The sequence below is a fragment of the Pseudoalteromonas sp. 0303 genome (genome assembly GCF_013349995.1).
Lineage (GTDB): Bacteria > Pseudomonadota > Gammaproteobacteria > Enterobacterales > Alteromonadaceae > Pseudoalteromonas.
This window is the reverse complement of sequence record NZ_JABVXF010000044.1, coordinates 1-21656: the sequence shown is the minus strand read 5'-3', so window position 1 is coordinate 21656 and position 21656 is coordinate 1. Positions and strand designations below refer to the sequence as shown.

Genomic DNA, 21656 nt, shown 5'->3' with positions numbered 1-21656 from the left:
AGGCGCAATGAGAAAGTTAAAAAATTTATTCGAAAATAATAGACGTTGGGCAGCGCGTACGAGTGAAAATGATCCTGAGTTTTTCAAAATTCTATCAATGCAGCAAAACCCAGAGTACCTGTGGATCGGTTGTTCTGACTCGCGTGTACCTGCAAACGAAATCGTAGACTTATTACCGGGTGAGCTATTTGTTCACCGTAACGTGGCAAATGTTGTTGTGCATACCGACCATAACTGTCTTTCGGTAATGCAATACGCTGTTGAAGTACTGAAAGTGAAGCACATCATGGTTGTTGGTCACTACGGCTGTGGTGGTGTTCAAGCAGTATTAAACGAAGCACGTTTTGGCTTAATTGATAACTGGCTACGCCACGTAGGTGATGTAAAAGAAAAACACATCGAACAACTCAATGCATTACCTGAGCAAGAGCGTTTAAATAGCCTAATTGAACTAAACGTTATCGAACAAGTACGTAACGTGTGCCGTACTAACATTGTGCAAGATGCTTGGGCGAAAGGCCAAGAGTTAACAATTCATGGTTGGGTGTATGGCTTAGCAAATGGTCATCTAAATGATCTTGAGTCGGTTGTGACCTGTGCTGAAGAAGCTAGTGATACCTACGGTATTGCCGTTAAGCGCGTATTTGAACGCGTGGCAGAAAAAAGCTAAAACTTGCTAGTTAGAAAAAAGGAGAGCTAATTCGCTCTCCTTTTTTATTGTTCGTCTTGTTTGCTAGCAAGTTGCTGCTCGAGTAGTGCAACTTTCTCTTCAAGCTCAGTGAGTTTTTCACGAGTACGAATAAGTACTTGGCTTTGAATATCAAACTCATCACGGCTTACAAAGTCCATCTCAGCAAGTTTGTTTTGAATAGCTTGCTTTGTTTTGCCTTCAACTGTTTCGGCAAGGTTTTTCACGCCTTGCGGCATGTTGTCAGTAATTTGCTTAGCGATTTCTTCAAGTTTTGCTGGGTTGAGCATCTTCGTCCCTTGAGTCACGTAAAAAAACAATCTTACCTTATTGGCTAGGCGTAGTGTAGTGATTACGGTAAAATTGCCCGTCCTGTCTTTGGATAATTTCTTTAGGGGCTTATGAAACTCAACCCAAAACAAGATGAAGCGGTAAAGTATATCAGTGGACCGTGTCTGGTATTAGCCGGTGCGGGATCTGGTAAAACGCGTGTTATTACTAATAAAATCGCTTACTTGGTGCAAAAGTGTGAGTATCAAGCGCGCAATATTGCGGCGGTAACCTTTACCAATAAAGCGGCAAAAGAAATGCGCGAGCGTGTAACGCAAACACTGGGTAAACAAGAGTCGAAAGGCTTATGGGTTTCAACGTTTCACACCCTTGGGCTTGAGATCATCAAAAAAGAGTTAACGACGTTAGGTTTTAAACCTGGTTTTTCGTTGTTTGATGATCAAGATACCAACCAGTTACTAGCTGAGCTGACCGAAGAAGAACTTAAAAAAGACAAAGATTTACTCAATCTACTGAAGATGCAAATAGGTAGTTGGAAGAACGAGTTGATTCTACCAGAGCGTGCCGTTCGCGAAGCCCGTGAGCCGCAAAAAGCCTTGTTTGCTCAGCTGTATGCGCGTTATCAAAATCAATTACGTGCTTATAATGCCCTTGATTTTGATGATCTGATCATGATCCCTACTTTATTGTTAGGCCAAAATGCCACTGCCCGTGAACGTTGGCAACAGCGTTTTCGTTACTTGCTGGTGGATGAGTATCAAGATACTAATACCAGTCAGTATCAGCTGGTTAAGTTATTGGTGGGTGAACGAGCTCGTTTTACCGTGGTAGGCGATGACGATCAATCAATTTACTCATGGCGTGGTGCTAAGCCTCAAAACCTTGTTCTATTGAGTAAAGATTTTCCGGGCCTACGTTTAATTAAGCTTGAACAAAACTACCGTAGCGCAGGGCGAATTCTAAAAGCGGCGAATATTTTGATTGCTAATAACCCCCATGAATTTGATAAAAAGCTATTCAGTGAGCTTGGCTATGGTGAGCCTATCAAAGTGATTGGTTGTCGTGATGAAGAGCATGAATCAGAGCGAGTGGTGGCAGAGATCATTTCTCATAAATTCATGAAGCGCACCAGCTATAAAGATTACGCGATTTTATATCGTGGTAATCACCAAGCGCGCGTGTTTGAAAAAGCACTTATGAGCAACCGCATTCCCTATAAAATCAGCGGCGGCATGTCATTTTTCTCGCGTTCAGAGATCAAAGATATCATGGCGTATTTACGCCTATTAGTGAACCAAGATGACGACAATGCCTTTTTACGTATTGTAAATACGCCACGCCGTGAGATTGGTACGGTCACACTTGAAAAGCTCGGCACCCTTGCTAATGAAAAGCATATCAGCTTATTTGCTGCCTGTTTTGAGCCTGAGCTTGCGCACAGATTAAAGGGCCGTGGTTTTAATGCTTTAGCTGGTTTTGCCCGCTGGGTGGTTGAGCTTTCTGATAATGCGGTACGGGGCGATACCCTTGAAGCAGTGAAAGAGTTAGTTAGGCAAATTAACTACGAAGCATACCTTTATGAGTCATCACCGAGTGCAAAAGCCGCTGAAATGCGTATGAAAAACGTTTCAGAGCTTTATCGTTGGATCACCGACATGCTAACAGGTGACGCAGACAACCCGCCGCTGAACCTTGCTGAAGTGGTTAGTAAACTGACCCTGCGCGATATGCTTGAGCGTAACGAAGAAGAAGACGAATCTGACGCGGTACAATTACTGACACTGCATGCTTCAAAAGGTTTGGAGTATCCGTATGTGTTCATGGTTGGCATGGAAGAAGGCTTATTACCGCACCAAGTAAGTATTGATGAAGATAACGTTGAAGAAGAGCGTCGTCTTGCTTATGTAGGTATTACGCGTGCACAGCAAGAGCTGGTAATGACTTATGCTAAGTTACGTCGTCAATTTGGTGAAACGTCAGATACTGAGCTTAGTCGCTTTGTGCAAGAGTTACCACAAGATGATTTAGCCTTCGAAGCGAAAAAGCCACCGTCTTCACAGGCTGAGCGCATGGAAAAAGGCCAAGCTCGTGTAGCTAATCTAAGAGCAATGCTTAAGAAGTAATAAATTGTGCGCTCGGTGCTTCGTGTTCGAAGGGCGCCAGCGCATGTTGCTTACCAATAAACAATGACAATCCGTGCTTATCGAGTAACGTGCGGTAGTTAAAAATTGACGGGCCTTTCGCGATTACTTGGATATTTTGCAGCTTAGTAATCGCCAGCACACCTTGCAGTTGTAGGTGATAGTTTTCTTGCTGTAGTACACGCTTACTGAATGTTGAACTTAATAACAAGTAATCGAATTGGAACTCTGTTAGTAAGTTTAATTCACAGCGATCTTTAGCAAATTCATTCAAACCAATCGAAAATCCTTGTGCGACCAAGTTTTTTAAATTTTCAATTTGTACCGCTGATGCATAACGAATTTCTTGTTCATTGAATAATAAACACATTCTATTTGCATCGTGGGCTTTTAATAGCTTACATAGTGCTTGAAAATTAATACGTTCAAGGACTAAACCAGAGCAAGGGAACAGTACTTTTTCTAGATTACTGTCACTTACTAAACTGAATGCTTGTTTGAGTAAATTAAGTTCAACCTCAAAGTGCTGAACTCTATCGGTCGCAAACTTCTTAAGCACTTCAAAGCTGGTGCTACCAAGTACTGGGTGTTCACCAAATGCTACCAAGTACTGGGTGTTCACCAAATGCTTCGAGTAAAGACTCTGCACGAGTTTGCTCATCCAAGGTAATGATTTCGGCACTTCTAAAGTGCATAGGCAAATCATCTAAGTGATGCATATTGTCAGCATCATGCTGTACATTGCTGGCATTAAGCAGCGGATGGAAACATTCAAAGCGATTACGGCCTGCATTTTTCGCGTAATACATGGCTGCATCCGCATCACGTATAATTTCATCGGTGTGCTTGTAGCTTGGTTTTGAGTAGGTAATACCAATACTTGCACCACTTTGAATGCACTGACCCTTCATACAGAAAGGTTTTCTCATAATTTCGATAATACGTTTGGCAACATCTTGGGCTTGCTGTTGCTCTGTTAAGTGAGTGAGCAATATCACAAACTCATCACCACCTAAACGTGCAAGCAAATCATGCTCACGAATACAATGCGAGAAAGACTCGGCAACACCAATTAAAAATTGATCGCCTGCTTGGTGACCAAGGTGATCGTTGATGTCTTTAAATTTATCAAGGTCAATAAATAGCACTGCAAACTGCTGCTCTGGATAGCGCTGGTAGTGCTGCAATGTTTTTTCGAGTTGAGTTAAGAATAAACTGCGATTCGGTAAACTGGTTAGTGAATCATGGTGTGCATCGTGGTACAGCTGTTGTTCTATTTTTTTACGCTCTTCAATTTGCATTTGCAGGTGCATATTGGCTTGGCGAAGTTCTTTGGTTTTTTCAGTGACCCGGTGCTCAAGCTTTTGGTGACTAAGCTTTAACTCTTGGTTGGCTAGATGAGTTTGAATAACATTAGCAATTTGATGCGATACAAAGGTGATTAGCTCACAATCATCCTGACTAAATTCATGTTTATTGTTATAAGCTTGGCAAACAATGAGGCCTATAACGCCCTGTGATGTTTTAAGTGGAGCACCTAACCAACTCGTCGCGGTGCGCTCTGGTGGTACATTAACGGGTCTTTCTACTACGCCAAGCTTGATTAGCTCTTTTGCTCTTTCACTGTCTATGACTTGGCACTTTTCAGTGCTGAGCACTAGTTCACTGTAACCTTTAGCAAATGGCCTTGGTTTACCATTATCGTTAAATTCATCGACGCAGTAAGGGAAACTTAACCAATGTGACTGTTGGTCATACAATGCGATGTATAAGTTATCTGCATAGGTAATATTTTTTATAATGTTATGAACATGCTGATATACATCGTCGAGGTTTTTACTTTGCGTTGCCAGCTCAGATATTTTAAATAAGATCTGTTGGCGTTCTAGCGCATTTTTACGTTGTTGAATTTCGTCGTTGAGTGCTTGGTTACTTTGTGTCAGTGCACGGGTGCGAATTTTAACTTCAGATTCGAGCAGCTCACGTTTTTTAACTCGTTCAATCGCTGTCGCTAAATACAGTGACATCGCTTCGAGCAACTCAATTTGCTGCTCAGAATAGCCTTGCTTATTGTCATAGCTTTGCGCGACCATGACGCCAATAATGACTTTATCGCGATAGACGGGCACTCCAACCCAATGCTCAGCTGGCGTACCAAAGCACTTAAGTAAGCCTTGTTCAACCGCTTGCTCTGTTTGTTGTTTGGTAAAGTAACAGGTTTTACCTTGTTTAAATACGTAACCTGTGAGGCCTTCTTTAAAGTACTGCTCATATTTTAACGGTACTGAAAGACCATCTTTTTCATCGGCAAAATAAGATAGCTCAAGGTTATCGTAAACCGGGTTATGCAACACAACGAAGAAGTTTTTACTTGGGATATAGTCTTGCAGAATGTTGTGGATAGCAGGGTAGAGCAGGGTTAATTCGGCAACAGTGCTTGCTTGCTCTGATAATTGTAAAAGAGCATGTTGCAAGTGATGTGATTGCTTATACTTTTGTAAAAGCGATTTTAAGCGAGCATTTTTACGGCCTAGCTTATCAATGTGTGTTGCTGAATCTTCCAATGATTTAGAACCAGATCTTATTGTTGTTTAAATTTCGTCCTTTATAGTTCCACTTTTTTATTAGATCGTCAAGTAACAGGTGTTAACAAAATAGTAATTTATGATGGGGCGTATTTGGCTACAGCATTAGTCTAGCGGCTAAAAGCAGCCACAAAAAAGGGCTTAATAAAATTAAGCCCTTAGTATTAGTTTTAAACTGTTACTTGCTAGTCATGAAATCGATAGCAGCGCTGATCTCTTCATCAGAACAGTCCATACACGTACCTTTAGGAGGCATCGCGTTGAAACCGTTGATTGCATGGTTAAGTAATGTATCCATGCCTTTAGCAATACGAGGAGCCCAATCATCAGCTGATTTAGGTGCACCTAGTGCGCCAGTGCCATGACAAGCAAAACATGCTGCTTGGTAAACTTGTTCACCAGAACGAGGACCTGTAGGTTCAGCAGCGACCGCAGCTTTATCACCTTCTAGATATACAGAACCAATTGGCGCTAGACGCTTTTTAATTGCATCTTCAGTCAAAGAGTTGTCATACGCTTGTGCATATGCCGTTGTTGCTAGCAGTAATAATGCAGCTGATAGTTTTTTCATTTTGCCTTGCTCACTTCGATTTGAACGTGATCAATCACGATATCTGACGGAAATTAGAACGATTATAACGCTAAGCCACAATTTATAAAATGATCTAAAAGGCTTTTTCTTGAGAAAAACCGTCATTTTTTTGCGTTAGCGCAAGAAAAGCCAGCATTAAATACTGGCTCTTAGCTTGATGTTTAAGCAAGCTCTAATACTTTGTTAACCAATTTTTCGATACCCGCATCAGCATCTAAAATGCTTTGGGCCAACATATAGGCTGGGGTTGTGACCACTTTATGCTGAGGATCAACAACAATATCATTCACAGCACAGCTTTGGTGCGCTCCGCCAAGTTGCTCGATTGCGGCAGCGGTGTCTGCATCGTTACCAATGGTTGTTTTTACACCTTTACCATAAATAAGCGGCAGCATGGCAGGAGCAATACACATATAACCCGCTGCTTTGTTGGCATCGACAAAGGCCTTCGCAGTTGTCAGTACATCACCTTGAACTTGGGCATCTGCGCCTTTAACAGCAAAGTCAGATAGGTTTTTCGCGGCCCCAAAGCCACCTGGTACGATCAAGGCATCGAATTCATCTACATTTAGCTCAGTCAGCGCTTTAATTTCACCACGGGCAATACGCGCAGCTTCAACTAACACATTACGATTAGGTGTCATTTCTTCACCGGTTAGGTGATTAATGGTGTGCATTTGTTCGATATCGGGTGCGAAGCATTGATAGCTCGCGCCTGCTTTTGCGATATGTAATAAGGTTAATACGGCTTCATTGATTTCTGCGCCGTCGTAAACACCGCAACCAGCTAAAATTACAGCAACTTTTTTCATTTTTGAACTCTCCTTAATGCGACTAGCTTTAGTTTAACAAGGATACGAGCATGGCGACAAAATAAAAAACTTTCGTCGCTTGATAACTCGCAAAGCGTGATGAATAGCTGTTTATGCCTTTTTATAAATTACTAACGAAAAAAAAAGTATAAAGGATCGCTATGATCTTTGATCCATTATGCTAGAATACTCCTCCGGTTATGAAAAGGGATGTTAATTCGGTATCGAATAAGCAAAAGGTTATCGCTACTAAAACCGTTTTCCACATCGGACAAAAATAATAAAAAAAGAACGCCGTAATATCTTTTTTAAATCAAAACATGAGCTTATAAAATTTTCCTAAATGTTTTTTCATTTCGGGAGAATTAGCTCTGTCTGTTATCTACAAAGTTATCCACAGCTTGCTCAGTCATAAACCTTTATTGGTTAATAATTCACAGTCGTTTTCTTCATGGCCTTATGGCATGCTTACAAACAATTTAATGTTATTCAATTAGGATCCAATTTCACCATGGCTCAGATCCCTGAAAATCCACTTATTCTTGTAGATGGTTCTTCTTATTTATTCCGTGCATACCATTCGCCACCGCACCTTACTAACTCAAAAGGTGAAGCGACAGGCGCAATCTATGGCGTAGTTAATATGCTTAAGAGTTTGATCAAGCAATATGATCCGTCGCACATGGTGGTGGTATTTGATGCCAAGGGTAAAACCTTCAGAAATGACATGTACAGTGAATACAAAGCGAATCGTCCGCCAATGCCGGATGACTTACGCACACAGATCGCACCACTGCATAACATTATTAAAGCAATGGGTTTCCCACTGATTAGTATTGAAGGTGTTGAGGCTGACGATGTTATTGGTACCTTTGCGCGTATAGCGTCAGAGCAGCAGCGTCATGTACTGATCTCAACTGGCGATAAAGATATGGCGCAGCTTGTTAATGAACATGTCACGCTGATCAATACCATGACAGATAGCATTTCAGATCCAGAAACCGTGGTTGAGAAGTTTGGCGTTGGTCCTGAGTTGATCATTGATTACCTTGCTTTAATGGGTGACAAGGTCGATAACATCCCAGGTGTTGATGGCTGTGGTCCAAAAACAGCAGTGAAATGGTTACAAAAATATGGATCATTGCAAGGTGTCATTGATCATGCAGGTGAAATTAAAGGCAAGATTGGTGAAAAACTTGCTGCAGCACTTGATCATCTGCCACTTAGCTATGAATTAGCAACAATTAAGTGTGATGTTGAGGTTGAGTCAGATCTTGAAACTTTTAAGCTGCAAGAGTCTAATCGTGACGAATTGATTGCACTTTATGGTGAATGTGAGTTCCGCCGTTGGTTAGCTGAACTACTTGATAACCCTAAAGACGCTGATACGCATTTAGATGTGCCAACTGAAGCTAACGAACTACCAAAAGTTGCTGATGCACACTACGAAACTATTTTAACTGAAGAGCAGCTAGATACCTTAGTGGCGCAGTTAAATGACGCTGAATTGTTTGCTTTTGATACTGAAACAACCAGCCTTGATTATATGCAAGCGCAATTGGTTGGTATGAGCTTTGCGGTTAAAGCCGGTGAAGCGGCTTATCTTCCGGTTGCTCACGATTACCCTGATGCGCCAGAACAATTAAGCTTAGAAACCGTAATGGCAAAAATTGGCCCAATCTTAGCTGACGAAAACAAAGCGAAAGTGGGGCAAAATCTTAAGTACGATAAAAGCGTGTTAGCGAATGCGGGCTTTGAGTTAAAGGGTATTAAATACGACACTATGTTGGAGTCGTATGTATTTAATAGTGTAGGTAGTCGCCATGATATGGATTCACTGGCACTGAAATACCTAGGCCACAAAAATATCAGCTTTGAAGATATTGCCGGTAAAGGTAAAAAGCAGTTAACGTTTAATCAAATTGAGCTAGAAAAAGCGGCGCCTTATGCTGCTGAAGATGCCGATATAACGCTACGTCTTCACCAAGTGTTATGGCCAAAAATTGATGCCGATAGCCAGTTGAAGTCAGTATTCGAAGATATTGAGTTACCACTTGTCACAGTGCTTTCTGATATTGAGCGCACTGGTGTTGCAATTGATAGCAACATGCTGGCAGCTCATAGCCAACGTTTAGGCGAGCGCCTGTTAGAGCTTGAGCAAGAAGCTTATGATATTGCAGGCGAAAAGTTTAACTTAGGCTCACCTAAGCAACTGCAAGCTATTTTGTTTGAAAAACTTGAGCTGCCTGTTATCAAGAAAACACCTAAGGGTGCACCTTCGACAGCAGAAGAAGTATTGCAAGAACTAGCTCATGATTATCCATTACCAAAAGTGATTATTGAGCACCGTGGTTTATCTAAACTTAAATCAACCTACACAGATAAACTTCCGCTAATGGTTAATGAGCGCACTAAGCGAGTGCATACCTCTTATCATCAAGCTGTAACAGCAACAGGGCGTTTAAGTTCAACGGATCCTAACTTACAGAATATTCCAATTCGTTCAGAAGAGGGTCGTCGTATTCGTGAAGCCTTTATTGCTGCACCAGGCCATAAAATTGTGGCTGCCGATTACAGCCAAATTGAATTACGTATTATGGCGCACTTATCACAAGATAAAGGCCTACTCACTGCGTTTGCGAATGGTTTAGATGTGCACAGCGCAACCGCTGCAGAAGTCTTTGGGGTTAGCCTTGAAGAGGTTACCAGCGATATGCGTCGTAAAGCGAAAGCGGTTAACTTCGGCTTAATTTATGGCATGTCGGCGTTTGGTTTATCACGTCAGTTAGATGTACCCCGCCATGAAGCACAGCATTATATTGATAAATACTTCGAGCGTTTCCCTGGCGTGCTTGAGTACATGGAAACAACCAGAGAAAAAGCAGCTGATAAAGGGTATGTAGAAACGATTTTTGGTCGTCGCTTACATTTACCGGAAATCAATGCCCGTAACGGCGCTCGTCGTAAAGCCGCTGAACGTGCTGCGATCAACGCACCAATGCAAGGTACTGCAGCTGATATCATCAAAAAAGCGATGCTAAAAGTTCATCAGTGGGTGAACGCGCAAGCTGAAGGTTCAGTGAAGCTGCTAATGCAAGTGCACGATGAATTAGTGTTCGAAATAAAAGAAGAATCTGTGGACGACTATAAAGCTGAAATTTGTAAGCTAATGTCAGAAGCCGCGACTCTTGATGTGCCTCTGATTGTTGAAGCCGACAGCGGTGACAACTGGCAACAGGCTCACTAATAGTCGCAATAGGTGAGAGTTGTCAGCTATCAGGTTAAAAGTTAGCGAGTTGCTAGGGGAAAGAGTAAAGTTAGTGAGTTACTTGACACAGATTGTAAGTTGTCTAGGGTTGCTAACTTGCTAACTTGCTAACTTGCTAACTTGCTAACTTGCTAACTTGCTAACTTGCTAACTTGCTAACTTGCTAACTTGCTAACTTGTTTATAACCCCAACTCCTGCAACCGCTTTACGTGTTCGCGATAAAGCTCAATAGGGTCAACTTCACGAAAATTGTGTAAACCAATAAATTGATTAATCTCATCTAAGTGGTTCATTTCATAATCATCTTTGATGACATGACCTAAATGGCTGCTGCAGCGCGATACAAGGCCATCATCTTTGCCTAAAATAAGTAACGAGCCAAGCAGCATGGGCAAGTCGGTTGGATCAAGTATATTGGTGAGTGCTGCTGTACCACTCCACGAAAAATAGTACACCCCATTTTCGGCAACTAACTGACCTTGATCGCATTTATTTTCTGGTAAACCTTCAGGGTATTTTTGATTAAATACGTCAGCGCCTTGTGTACTTAAGCTACTTAAAGCACCGAGTGTATCTTGCGGTAATTGGCTGTGGCCTGAGAGCAGTGAAATGACCTTACCAACCCCATCAAATACGAACCGCGCGGTATGTTCTGCTTGAGAATTTGCAGGTAGTTTTTGTCTAATTAAATCAATAATGCCACTGCCATTGTTTGCACCGCCAATACTGGTTACTGAGGCAATTAAATCTGGCTTGACTGAAGCAACGTAGCGCACTGTTTGCGCGCCTTGGCTGTGACCAATCAAGTTTACTTTATTGGCGCCTGTCAGTGCTAAAATTGCTTTTACGTGAGTGAGTAATTGTTCGCCCCTTACTTCAGAGCTATTAATAGCAGAGACCGCTGGCGTGAACACCAAGGTACCATCTTGGTTGAGACTTGCAGCCACATTATAAAAGTAATCGAGGCCGAGTAGGTTATCGAACCCCATGAGCCCATGAACTAAAATTACCGGATATTGTGTCGTTGTTTTTTTGGCATGGCAGTAGGGGGTCATTAAAAAAAGTAAGGTAGCAAATAAAATTAAGGGGATTTTTTTCATACCTTTTACTCTTCTACTGCAATTTTTATCACTAACAAGCCTTAAAAAAGCCTGATTTAAGTGTGCTTTTAATTCACCATACCCTAAATTACGGTTCGCTGTAATGTTAGTTTTAAGTAAATAAGAAAAGAAGGTTTTAGTGTTTCGTTATATGTTTATCAATTTGTGTTGTTTCTGCCGTTATGCAATTTATTTTTAATTTGGTATTTGCTAAAGTCCGCGCCGTCCTCATCCTGTAGGACATCCTGTTGATGATGCATCTGAAAGGGTGCAACGTATTGATAGCTTCTCCCCAGTTTGCTATAACGGCTCACTCCTTGTTGAGTGAGTCGCTTTTTCTTTCTCTTATCATACAATTCATTGCACAAATTAACGTAAGTGATACCATCAAAGTGATTCTTATTTACTTTCGAAGGAATGCGTTATGTTTAAATCTTTGGCAATTGCTGCCTTTTCATTATCGAGTATTTTAGTTACCCCTTTAGCCAGCGCAAACTGGCAAGTTAATAATGAGCAAAGCAATGTGAGCTTTGTGTCTATCAAAAAGAATTCAGTTGCAGAAGCGCATCATTTCAAAAAGGTGTCGGGTACACTTAACGAGCAAGGTCAATTTAAGTTGATGATCGACCTGACATCGGTTGAAACTCTGATCCCTATCCGTAATGAGCGCATGACCAAGTTGTTATTTGAGACAGCTAAATTCCCTAATGCAGTGTTAACTGCTGATTTAAGCAAAGCGTTGTTAACGCTAAAACCAGGTCAACATGTGCTTAAAGGTTTGAAAGCTGAACTAGACTTTCATGGCAACAAGAAAGAGCTAACGATTGATGTACTTGCCAATATGTCACCGAAAGGCGATGTTACTGTTTCATCGTTTACGCCGGTGATTATTAATGCAAGTGACTTCAAAGTAACAGAAGGTATTAGTGAGTTACAAAAACTTGCGGGTTTACCATCAATTGCAACAGCTGTTCCTGTAACATTTTCTTTGACGCTAGATAAAGAAAAGTAATGCAATCACTTGCTGACTTAGAGGCCGCTCTTCAGGCACCCGATAAACCTTTTGATCAATGGCAGCCACAAAACTGTGGGCAAGTGCCTATATTGATTGATGCGCAAGGGCGGTGGTTTTATGCCGGCAGTGAAATAAAGCGCGAGGCAATGGTTAAACTCTTTGCCTCTGTGCTTTGCAAAGAAGCAGATAGTTATTTTTTAAAAACACCCGTAGAGAAAATGGCCATCACAGTCGAAGATGTGCCCTTTATTATTGTTGATTGGCGTTTTGAAGAGACAGAGCAAGGCCGTGCGCTTTGTTGCGTTGATAATTTACAGTGCGCTTGGTTGGTCTCAGCAAAGCAACCACTATTACTGAGAGAATTTGAAGGTGTCAGTGTACCTTATCTTCAATTAGCACATGGCTTGGCTGCGAGGGTATCGAGAAATGTTTATTATCAGTGGGCCGAAATAGCCTGCTCAGACGAGCAGGGCTACTATATCGAATCATTAGCCAAGCGTTATTACTTGGCCTAAGCGATTAAGCTTCTGGTTGTTCTTCAGACTCAGGTGCTTGCGCTTCAATGGGTCCTAAGAACCACTCATCGAGCTTTTTAGCAACTTCAGGTAAGCCTGTGCCTTTTAGTGAAGAGAAGGCATGTACTGTAATATCACCATCTAAACTACTTAACTCACGACGAACTTGTAAAACTTGAGCTTTACGCGCGCCCTGTTTTAGCTTGTCGGCTTTAGTTAATAGTGCCAGCACTGGAATTTCGCTGCCCACTGCCCAGTCGATTAAGTCACGGTCTAAATCTTTTAACGGGTGGCGAATATCCATCAAAACAACGATACCTTTTAAGCTTTGACGTTTTTGTAAGTATTCACCTAGTGACTTTTGCCATTTCTTCTTCATTTCGATAGGCACTTTAGCAAAACCATAGCCCGGTAAGTCGATAAGGCGTTTATCGGCATCAAGTTCAAAGGTATTGATCAGCTGAGTACGACCGGGTGTTTTAGAAGTACGCGCTAACTTTTGATCTGTTAACGTGTTTAAAGCACTTGATTTACCCGCATTAGAGCGACCAGCAAACGCGACTTCAATCCCCGTATCAGCAGGTAAGCGTGAGATATCAGGTGCGCTGGTAACAAAGGACGCAGTATTGTATTTGATACGAGATTTGAGCACAGGCTCTCCTAGTCTTTTATAAAAAATAACAAACAGTGGCTAATTTCCACTTAAGGCACGTATTTTATACTATTAAAGCAGCATTCAAAAGCGTATTTAAGCGTGCTAAATTGGCTTTAAATTAGGAAAATTACTAGGTATAAACTTAATCTAAGTCAAATCCCTATAAATTATGAGCTTAATGTGGGCAGAAAACGTGCCAGAGAATTTATTATCGTGTAGAATATAGAAATCACAACATCCATATTGTAGATGATACAGGGTCGGAAACAGAGAATTCACCATGAAAAAAATAGCACTATCTTTAACTATATTGCTTGGTACGTTGTCAGCAAGCAACGCAACAGCATTTGATGGCGATGTAAACGCAGGTAAAGAGAAATCGGCAACGTGTGCGGCTTGTCACGGCCCAGACGGTAATGCACCGGTTAATATCTACCCTAAAATTGCAGGCCAACACGCAGATTATATCTATAAACAATTACAAGAGTTTAAATTAGGTATGACATCTGGCGGCAAAGAAGGTCGTATGGATCCAGTAATGAGTGGTATGGCTATGCCGCTTAGCGATCAAGACATGAAAGACCTAGCAGCTTACTTCTCTTCTTTAAATATGTCTGAAGGTACAACACCTAAAGATGTAGTAGAAGTAGGTCAGCAGCTTTATAAAGCCGGTGATGCAGAGCGTGGTATTCCAGCATGTGCTGCGTGTCACGGTCCTCGTGGTAACGGTACATCACTAGCTAAATTCCCGAAAGTTTCGTTCCAACATCCAGAATACATCAAGTCACAACTTGAAAAATTCCGTGATGGTACGCGTAATAACGACTTAAACGGTATGATGCAAGACATCGCTAAAAAGCTAACAGACAAAGACATCGAAGTACTTTCAAAATACTTAGGTGGCTTACACTAAAGTCTGATTGCCAGTAGTAATACTGCGCAGTAATATGTGATTAGTGTGAAAAAGCAGCGCAAGCTGCTTTTTTTGTATTTAAACCATGTCGAAATCTCCCACACCTTTGTGAGACATTGTCCATATCGAGCTGTAAGCTAAATCTTATTTTTATTTCAATTTTATACATAACTCTTTGTTATTAAATAAGTTGAGCTTGTTGCAATATCTTATCTGTAAGAAAAATTATATAAATCAGTTGTAACAAAATTATTAATGAGTAAATTAACCACTGTCGCTGAGACAGCAAAAACAACATGGACAATGTAATAAGGAAAGTGACTGCGGCAGGTCTTTAGGGGTTGACACTGGTTAGGTGTCCTAAAGGAAATAACAAAAAAGCGTCAGGATTGACCGAGAATAATAAAAGCTCATGGAAGTTTAATAATAAAAACAAAATGGAATGCTACACGGAAGGTTAAAACAATAACAAAATGGATAAACAATAATAATAAAAATAATAAAGACTAAAAAGTCGAAGGGAGAAGTGTCCAGATAATTGGCGCTCAGATTAGTAGGCGGTAGAGATGTTTTCTCTACCGCCTTTTTATTTGTCCTGTTACAATAGCCACCGTTTGTACTAAAAGTATGAAAAGTGCGCAGTTCGTCAAGTTGACCAACCACATCCGCACATCGAATTCTTCTGGTTATGCCAGCATTACAATGCCACAAAGGCGTTGTGCACAACCTCTTAAGTGAGATGATCAAGATATGAGTAGAAAGAAAAAGTCGCGTAAAATTCCATCGAATGGTCCTGTACGTCTAAGCAAAGAAAAGCTTAGAGAGATGCGCGCGTTAAAAGAGCAGCGAGTTAAAAAGACCAAAGGTGCTAAACCTGGTTCTCGAAATGCACCTGATGCACAAAATGCAAAAAACACTGCTGCAAACAATCAACCGAAAGATAAGCGCGTTGGTAGTAAAAAGCCGGTTTCTTTAGTTGCGCCTAAGGCTGAGCCGAAAGTTGAAATGAAACGCAACTTAAAACCTATGGTTGAGCTTAAGAAAGTGGCTGAGCCTGAACTAACACCAGAGCAAGAGCTAGAAGCGCTAGAGAATGACGAGTGTTTACTTAAGCTGGTTGAGCGTCATGAGCGCGGTGAGTTATTAACAGGTAAAGATGCTAAGTACTTCAATAGCCGTATTGCTCGCCACCAAGCACTGTGTGAGTTATTAGGCATTGAAGATGAAGACGAGTACGAAGATGACTTTGAAGATGATTCATTTGATGAAGGTGAATCTGACTTCGATAAGTACTTATCTGATGATTTAGCTAATGAATGGTTTGATGACGAAGATGAGGATGAGCGATGAGCACAACCTTGATTATTGCCATCGTAATTGGTGCGGCAATTATCGCAGGGCTGGCGTTTTATGCAGGGCAACTTCTGTATAAATTAAAAGAGCAAAATAAGTTTATCGCCAAGAAGCAAGCTGAGCATGAGCAAAAGCTTGCGGCATCAAAAGCAAAGCGTAATGCAAAGCTAGCCGATAGCATTCATTTAATTGCCCGTGCAATGAATGAAGAGCAATGTGAGTTCTCAGAAGGCTGCTTGCGTATTTGGGTGCTGATCTCTCAATACAGCTTTGCTGAAGAGTTTGAGCTAAGTGAGCGCTACCCTGGCATATTTAAAATGTACGAAGTCGTAAAAGATATGCCAACGCACGATGCCCGTAAGAAATACTCTAAAAAAGAGATTTTTAAAATGGACACAGCTCGCTGGCGTGCTGAAGAGCAGCATAGCGCTGAAATTAAAGCGGATTGTGCACGTATAATTGAAGAGTTTAAAGCCGCTCCAGGCAGCGAAAACGTAGTATTTAATTAAGTTGACGTATCGTTGAATTAAACAAAATAAAAAGCAGAGCCTAGGCTCTGCTTTTTGTTGGGCTAGATAACTCGTGAGAAACGAGTTTGCTTGATTTGTTGTTGTAGGTGCGCATCAAAGCACATACAAATAATACGAATAAATAAATTACCGCGAGCTGTTACTGTGATCTTATCTTGGCTCACAGACACCAAGCCATCAGCTAGTAATGGGTCGAGTGCCTGTAGTGCCTCGCAGAAGTAACTGGCAAAATTGATATTAAACTGCTTTTCGATGGCTGGAATATCCAGCTCAAACTGGCAGATTAATTGTTTTATAACCGCTGCACGTAACGTATCGTCATCAGTTAAAGCAACACCTTTACAGATTGCACTGCCAAAGCCTTCTTGCACGGCTTTGTAATAGTGCTTTAACTCTTTTTCGTTTTGTAAAATGGCATTGCCTATTTGCGAAATAGATGACACACCCAAACCTAATAAGTCACATTGGCCATGCGTTGTGTAACCTTGGAAATTACGATGTAATTGACCTGCGTTTTGAGCAATTGCCAATTCATTATCTTTGCGGGCAAAGTGGTCCATACCAATAAACTGATAACCCGCCGCTAACATCTGCTCAAGGGTATTTTTGAACATAGTGAGCTTATCGCCCGCAGATGGTAAGTCAGCGTCTTTAATTTTACGTTGAGCAGCGAATCTATCTGGTAAGTGAGCATAGTTAAATACCGACACGCGATCAGGGTTTAACTCTATCAGCTGTGCAATCGTCTCTTTAAAGCTCTCTGGTGTTTGCAGTGGCAAACCGTAAATCATATCGGCATTAATAGATTTAAAGCCAAGTTCACGAGCCTCACTAATTAAACCTTTTACAGATTGCACGCTTTGCGGGCGATTAACTGCCAGTTGCACATCATCATTGAAATCTTGAATACCAAATGAGACACGATTGAAGCCAAGCTGACGTAGGTGAACTAGCATGCCATCAGCTAAAGAACGAGGGTCAATCTCAATACCGCGCTCGGCATCATCAGCAAAATTAAAATGCTGCTCAACCAATGCCATTAAGCGGCTCATTTGCTCTGCCGATAAGAACGTTGGCGTACCACCCCCTAAATGCAGTTGTTCAACGTTATAATCAGCAAAAAGCGTTGCTTGCTCAGCAATTTCAAGCGCTAAATTATCTAGGTATAAATCGGCTTTAGATTGATGACGAGTGATCACCTTATTACAACCACAGTAATAACAAAGCTGACTGCAAAAAGGGATATGGATATACAAGGATAAAGAACGGCTTTTCGACGCCGCAATCGCGTTAATCATATCTTGTTGGTTATAACCATCAGCTAAAGACAATGCCGTTGGGTAAGATGTATATCGAGGCCCAGAAATATTGTACTTGTTGATCAGAGATTGATCCCAGCTAGGTAAATTTATCACAGTCAGCACTCCGCAATTGATTGAGCGGCTATTTTAACGAGTTTAGTGATTTAGCTATTTGATCTAGAACAATGTCGGAGGCTAGAAACTAATCGGCATGCTTTAAGGTCGTTGTAAAAACAAAAAGTTTACTATTTGAGCAGTTGATTTAGTGATTGTTAAAATAAAGGGTTTTGCTAGTGACAATGTTACAAAAACTTTTTATACTGCATCCCGCTTTAGTCAGTTAAACCTGTTAAACGCATCAAAAAATTTAGCTTTCGCTAATACAATGGCCCCTTAGCTCAGTTGGTTAGAGCACACGACTCATAATCGTTAGGTCCCCAGTTCAAGTCTGGGAGGGGCCACCATTCCTTTACCTCAAGCCCTTTTAAGGTAAGGCTTTCAGGATTTTAAAGGAACTTTTTTACACCTTTTTTTACACTCTCTAAGACTATCACTGTGCTTTCCAACGAGCAACTAGGCGCTCTATAGTGGTGTTGTACAACGGATATTCATTTGCTATATACTTGTGTTTCTTATTCTTTAAATCATGAATAGTGCTTGGTGATAATGCTTCATAAGCCTCTTCAACATCTCTTGGTTTTCTACCAGCCGACTACCTACAGCTTTAAACAATATATCGTTTAAATCTCGAATTCTGTGTTGAGTGAAAAGCTTTATGCTTTTAATCAGTACTTGTGCTTCTTCACCAGATAATGACTTATCAATTTCTATCTCTTTTATCAGAGTTTCTTTTACTCTTTTAAACTGGATATCAAAATTAGCTCTAGGCAAGCCTTTACGGCTTTTTTGTGGGCTCTCAAATAATACCAGAGGTATACCTTTTGAATTTTTAGTTACTAAAGGGTCACGTTTAAGCTATTACAATTTATTATTTAAAAGTGATGCTTGGTATTGTGTGCGATTGGTTGAGTAGGAATGGGGAGAGTGCCAAGTGAAGTGCAGAAGCCACATCCATGCGGCTTATCATAGTTCGTTTGATTTGCCGTTATAGCATTGAGCTTTCTTTTTTCTTTTTAGCTCTTTCTTCGCTGGCTGATTGCTTATTGAATGCTCTTAGTAAGTCCGTATGAATATAATTCATCGTCATTTCAAAACTCATGTGTGGAGCATTTAATTCGATTTCAGTATTGCCATCCTTGTACTTAGCTGATTTGTTACCTACAAACGGGATTTTCTGGCTAACTAACTGATACTTGTTCGACAGTGAAGATTTCAGGTAATCAAACTTAGACTTTGGAAAACCTGTTAAAATAGCGATTAAAAAACCTTCTTTGCTGAAGATTGCTGTCAAGCTGTTAAGGCCATCAAAACCGATTTGTCCTGTGGCAATTTCATACATATCACCACCGCTATATTTGTTCTGTCCTGTATAAGTTACTGAATATTTGTTTTTCAATTCTTCAACTTTAGTCTTGCTAATAGTTAAACCAAAGACCGTAGGATCAGCCAATGCTACATTTGAAATTAGTAACGCAAATAGCGCAAATATTGTTTTTTTCATTATTTATAATCCATTAATTATTATCGTAAGTGTGAATTGTGAACGTAGCCAAGTGAGTTATTTTCAGGGAAGTAAACTTGGCTCCAGCCTCGGCTGTTAGAAATAATATAAACGGTATCACCACGACCTACTTTTTTAACCATTTGGCTATCAAAGTCTTGTTTCGCATATAAGCTAGACTCACTAACATTGATATACTTTTTAGTAACTCGATACAGAATGTTATTAAGAGCTGACTGCGCTTCTGGATAGCTCTGCTGTGCGGCTTTAGCATACCAATAGACTGCATTTTGATAGCTTTTAGAAGTGCCGAGACCACGCTCATAGTAATAAGCTAAATTATCCTGCGCTGTTGCATTGCCTTGCTCCGCTGACTTTTTGTATAAGCTAAAAGCTTTATATACATTCTTTTCTGTAGCCGTACCACTACCATACATTACGGCAAGGTTGTTCTGGGCCGACTTATTACCTTTTTCCGCAGCCTGTGTGTACCAGTAAAATGCTTCCCTATCATTTTTTGATGTACCCTTTCCTTTGGAGTACATCCACGCTAATTGAAATTGAGCATCTACATCTCCTTTTTCAGCAGCCTTGGAAAACAACTCCAGAGCTTTCTGATGATCTTCAGCTTGACCGTACCCATAATAATAATGAGATGCTAAATAATAAATTGATGCAGCATGTTCAGCCAAAACCTTGCTAGAAAAAAGCTGATAAGATTTTTTATAATCCTTATCAACACCTAGCCCCAAATAGTACATTCTTCCCAAATGATAAGTAGCGGTAAGGTCATTTCCTGAATATGGATTAAGTAGTGCAAACGCTTTATCTTTATCACTTTCAGTACCAATGCCATACAAATAAAATCTGCCTAAAGAAATACTTGCAGATTTCCATCCTTTCTTGGCAGCTACTTTCATCCACTTAAAAGCTTCTGATTTATTTACATCTGTGCCTTTACCACCTTCATAGAGCCAAGCTAAGTTTCTTGCAGAATCTAAGTTCCCTTTCTCTGAAGATAATAAATACCACTCAATAGCCTTTTTGTAATCCTGCGTTACTCCATAACCATTGGCATGAGCTAGACCTAGATAAAAAGAACAATAGATATCAACCTCTACGCAACGCTCGTACCATTTAACTGCACTAAGGTATTCCTTCTTTTCCCAGTAATATTCACCAAGCTTTGCAGGGGAATTTTCATCCCCTTTTTCAACCTTTAACCATAGAGGAAATGTTTTTTCATTATTAGATAAGAATGATTTAGCTTTTTGTGAAGAGTTTTCAGAGGCTTTTTCTAAGTAATCTTTAGATGCTTGATATTTTTCTTTGCCATGAAGCCACATACCGTAATCATATTGTGCTTCTGTTAAATTTGAATCAGCAGCTTTTTGTAACCACTCAATATCGCTGTCTGAGGTTCGTCTTGCTGATGTGTAAAGTCGGTACATAGACCTGACATCACCTTCCTTTGCTAGACTCTCCCAGTCTTTCCGTGCTTCGTTAATTTCCCCTTTTTGATATGACTTTTCTGCTGACTCGTAAGTGGCTGCACAGCCGCTTAAAAGTACCCCTATGCCCAATCCAATACAGGCTTTTACAACATCCATTAAATTACTACTCCGTTTATAGAATGATTATAAAGATAAAAACTTGGTGAATAAATTGCTTTGTTTTTTTGGTTGTTTAAAAGTAGCCACCAGTAAAACTAATGTTGGAATTAGTGTGTATAACCAACTCTTCTTGGCTTCTACTGCGATGGATTCTGCGCTATGAGAGCTTAAGAAAAGCCTTCCTAATCCAATTGCCTCAAACTCTTTTATTTGTGAATACAGCTCCATATATGCCAAAAATACAAAAATTGATGATGTTATAATCAGTGCGATGTTAATAAATTTATTGACACCTAAAATAAAAGTTATAGCCAATATTAAAAGTAATGTGCTAGCTATTTTTCCTAATCCAGTATCATTAGCACCTATACTCAAAAAAGGCTCATTGACCACAGGGAATAAAAGCATAACGAATATAAAAAATGCCCCCATTACCTTTAACTTATTTTGAGGCTTAAATTCTTTTAATGATGCTATCTTTGATATTGGAGCTAGCGAATATATATTTTTAGCTTCGAAATCTTTGACTTCAAAATCCACTCGCTCGCCAAGCGACAATACAGACTTAGAAAAGACATCCCCAATCAGGGTGAGAGCATACTTTGTTAACAAGTATTAACCAAAGATAAGCTCAGCCCTGAATTCATCGTCAAAACTAGCCC

The 21656-nt window shown here is 40.5% G+C and carries 18 protein-coding genes, 1 tRNA gene and 1 pseudogene; 9 read left to right on the top strand and 11 right to left on the bottom strand.

Translation table 11 applies throughout. The annotated features are described in order from the left end of the window. Positions 1-7 precede the first annotated feature (7 nt). Positions 8-670: a carbonate dehydratase gene (gene can, locus HUS62_RS19810; RefSeq protein ID WP_062568501.1), complete on the top strand. Its 663-nt coding sequence runs from the start codon at positions 8-10 to the stop codon at positions 668-670. A gap of 44 nt (positions 671-714) precedes the next feature. Here can and HUS62_RS19805 read toward each other — a convergent pair whose 3' ends face one another. Continuing rightward, a complete protein-coding gene (locus HUS62_RS19805) occupies positions 715-978 on the bottom strand; it encodes a ubiquinone biosynthesis accessory factor UbiK (protein ID WP_175080894.1) in 264 nt (87 codons plus the stop codon). 111 nt (positions 979-1089) lie between these two features. On the opposite strand from HUS62_RS19805, the gene rep reads away from it, so the two are divergent. Then, entirely contained in the window at positions 1090-3102 is a 2013-nt protein-coding gene (gene rep / locus HUS62_RS19800; protein WP_054561162.1) for a DNA helicase Rep, read from the top strand. Here the strand turns inward: rep and HUS62_RS19795 are convergent. From HUS62_RS19795 to elbB, 3 genes and pseudogenes are all read right to left on the bottom strand, one after another. Then, a pseudogene (locus tag HUS62_RS19795) lies at positions 3092-5684 on the bottom strand (diguanylate cyclase domain-containing protein). The gene rep and the pseudogene HUS62_RS19795 sit on opposite strands and share 11 nt — an antisense overlap. Positions 5685-5883: 199 nt before the next feature. Next, complete coding sequence (locus HUS62_RS19790; protein ID WP_054561160.1) at positions 5884-6276, bottom strand: cytochrome c5 family protein; 393 nt, start codon at positions 6274-6276, stop codon at positions 5884-5886. Between the two features lie 182 nt (positions 6277-6458). Then, positions 6459-7109: an isoprenoid biosynthesis glyoxalase ElbB gene (elbB, locus tag HUS62_RS19785; RefSeq protein WP_175080893.1), complete on the bottom strand. Its 651-nt coding sequence runs from the start codon at positions 7107-7109 to the stop codon at positions 6459-6461. Between the two features lie 511 nt (positions 7110-7620). On the opposite strand from elbB, the gene polA reads away from it, so the two are divergent. Next, positions 7621-10356, top strand: coding sequence for a DNA polymerase I (polA, locus tag HUS62_RS19780; protein WP_175080892.1), 2736 nt, complete (start codon positions 7621-7623; stop codon positions 10354-10356). 201 nt (positions 10357-10557) lie between these two features. On the opposite strand, the gene HUS62_RS19775 is transcribed toward polA, so the two are convergent. After that, positions 10558-11478, bottom strand: a complete 921-nt coding sequence (locus tag HUS62_RS19775; RefSeq protein WP_175080891.1) for a triacylglycerol lipase — start codon at positions 11476-11478, stop codon at positions 10558-10560. 424 nt (positions 11479-11902) lie between these two features. On the opposite strand from HUS62_RS19775, the gene HUS62_RS19770 reads away from it, so the two are divergent. Next, positions 11903-12490, top strand: coding sequence for a YceI family protein (locus tag HUS62_RS19770; RefSeq protein WP_175080890.1), 588 nt, complete (start codon positions 11903-11905; stop codon positions 12488-12490). After that, positions 12490-13008: a DUF1285 domain-containing protein gene (locus HUS62_RS19765; RefSeq protein ID WP_175080889.1), complete on the top strand. Its 519-nt coding sequence runs from the start codon at positions 12490-12492 to the stop codon at positions 13006-13008. Before HUS62_RS19770 ends, HUS62_RS19765 begins: the two co-directional genes overlap by 1 nt. A gap of 4 nt (positions 13009-13012) precedes the next feature. Here the strand turns inward: HUS62_RS19765 and yihA are convergent, their stop codons facing one another. Next, the gene (gene yihA / locus HUS62_RS19760) at positions 13013-13660 is read right to left on the bottom strand and encodes a ribosome biogenesis GTP-binding protein YihA/YsxC (protein WP_175080888.1); all 648 of its coding nucleotides are present in this window, start codon (positions 13658-13660) and stop codon (positions 13013-13015) included. 283 nt (positions 13661-13943) lie between these two features. Here yihA and HUS62_RS19755 point away from each other — a divergent pair, with 283 nt between their 5' ends. The 3 genes from HUS62_RS19755 to HUS62_RS19745 all read left to right on the top strand — a co-directional run bounded on the left by HUS62_RS19755 (position 13944) and on the right by HUS62_RS19745 (position 16438). Then, the gene (locus HUS62_RS19755; protein ID WP_054561153.1) at positions 13944-14576 is read left to right on the top strand and encodes a cytochrome c; all 633 of its coding nucleotides are present in this window, start codon (positions 13944-13946) and stop codon (positions 14574-14576) included. Positions 14577-15326: 750 nt separating this feature from the next. Beyond that, positions 15327-15926 carry a Der GTPase-activating protein YihI gene (gene yihI / locus HUS62_RS19750; RefSeq protein ID WP_175080887.1) on the top strand — a complete coding sequence of 200 codons (600 nt, stop codon included), beginning with the start codon at positions 15327-15329 and terminating at the stop codon, positions 15924-15926. Next, positions 15923-16438, top strand: a complete 516-nt coding sequence (locus HUS62_RS19745; protein ID WP_175080886.1) for a DUF2489 domain-containing protein — start codon at positions 15923-15925, stop codon at positions 16436-16438. The genes yihI and HUS62_RS19745 overlap by 4 nt, the downstream gene beginning before the upstream one ends. 62 nt (positions 16439-16500) lie before the next feature. On the opposite strand, the gene hemN is transcribed toward HUS62_RS19745, so the two are convergent. Beyond that, entirely contained in the window at positions 16501-17874 is a 1374-nt protein-coding gene (hemN, locus tag HUS62_RS19740) for an oxygen-independent coproporphyrinogen III oxidase (protein WP_058585956.1), read from the bottom strand. A 273-nt stretch (positions 17875-18147) separates the two neighbouring features. Between hemN and HUS62_RS19735 the strand changes: the two genes are divergently transcribed. After that, positions 18148-18224 (top strand) — tRNA-Ile (locus HUS62_RS19735). 175 nt (positions 18225-18399) lie between these two features. On the opposite strand, the gene HUS62_RS19730 is transcribed toward HUS62_RS19735, so the two are convergent. From HUS62_RS19730 to HUS62_RS19715, 4 genes are all read right to left on the bottom strand, one after another. Next, positions 18400-18651 (bottom strand): hypothetical protein, encoded by a 252-nt coding sequence (locus HUS62_RS19730; protein ID WP_175080885.1) that lies wholly within the window; start codon positions 18649-18651, stop codon positions 18400-18402. A gap of 214 nt (positions 18652-18865) precedes the next feature. Then, positions 18866-19381, bottom strand: coding sequence for a hypothetical protein (locus HUS62_RS19725; RefSeq protein ID WP_175080884.1), 516 nt, complete (start codon positions 19379-19381; stop codon positions 18866-18868). A 20-nt stretch (positions 19382-19401) separates the two neighbouring features. Next, on the bottom strand, positions 19402-20991 hold the full coding sequence (locus HUS62_RS19720) for an SEL1-like repeat protein (protein WP_175080883.1): 1590 nt from the start codon (positions 20989-20991) through the stop codon (positions 19402-19404). Positions 20992-21018: 27 nt separating this feature from the next. Next, positions 21019-21606, bottom strand: coding sequence for a hypothetical protein (locus HUS62_RS19715; protein WP_175080882.1), 588 nt, complete (start codon positions 21604-21606; stop codon positions 21019-21021). Positions 21607-21656 lie beyond the last annotated feature (50 nt).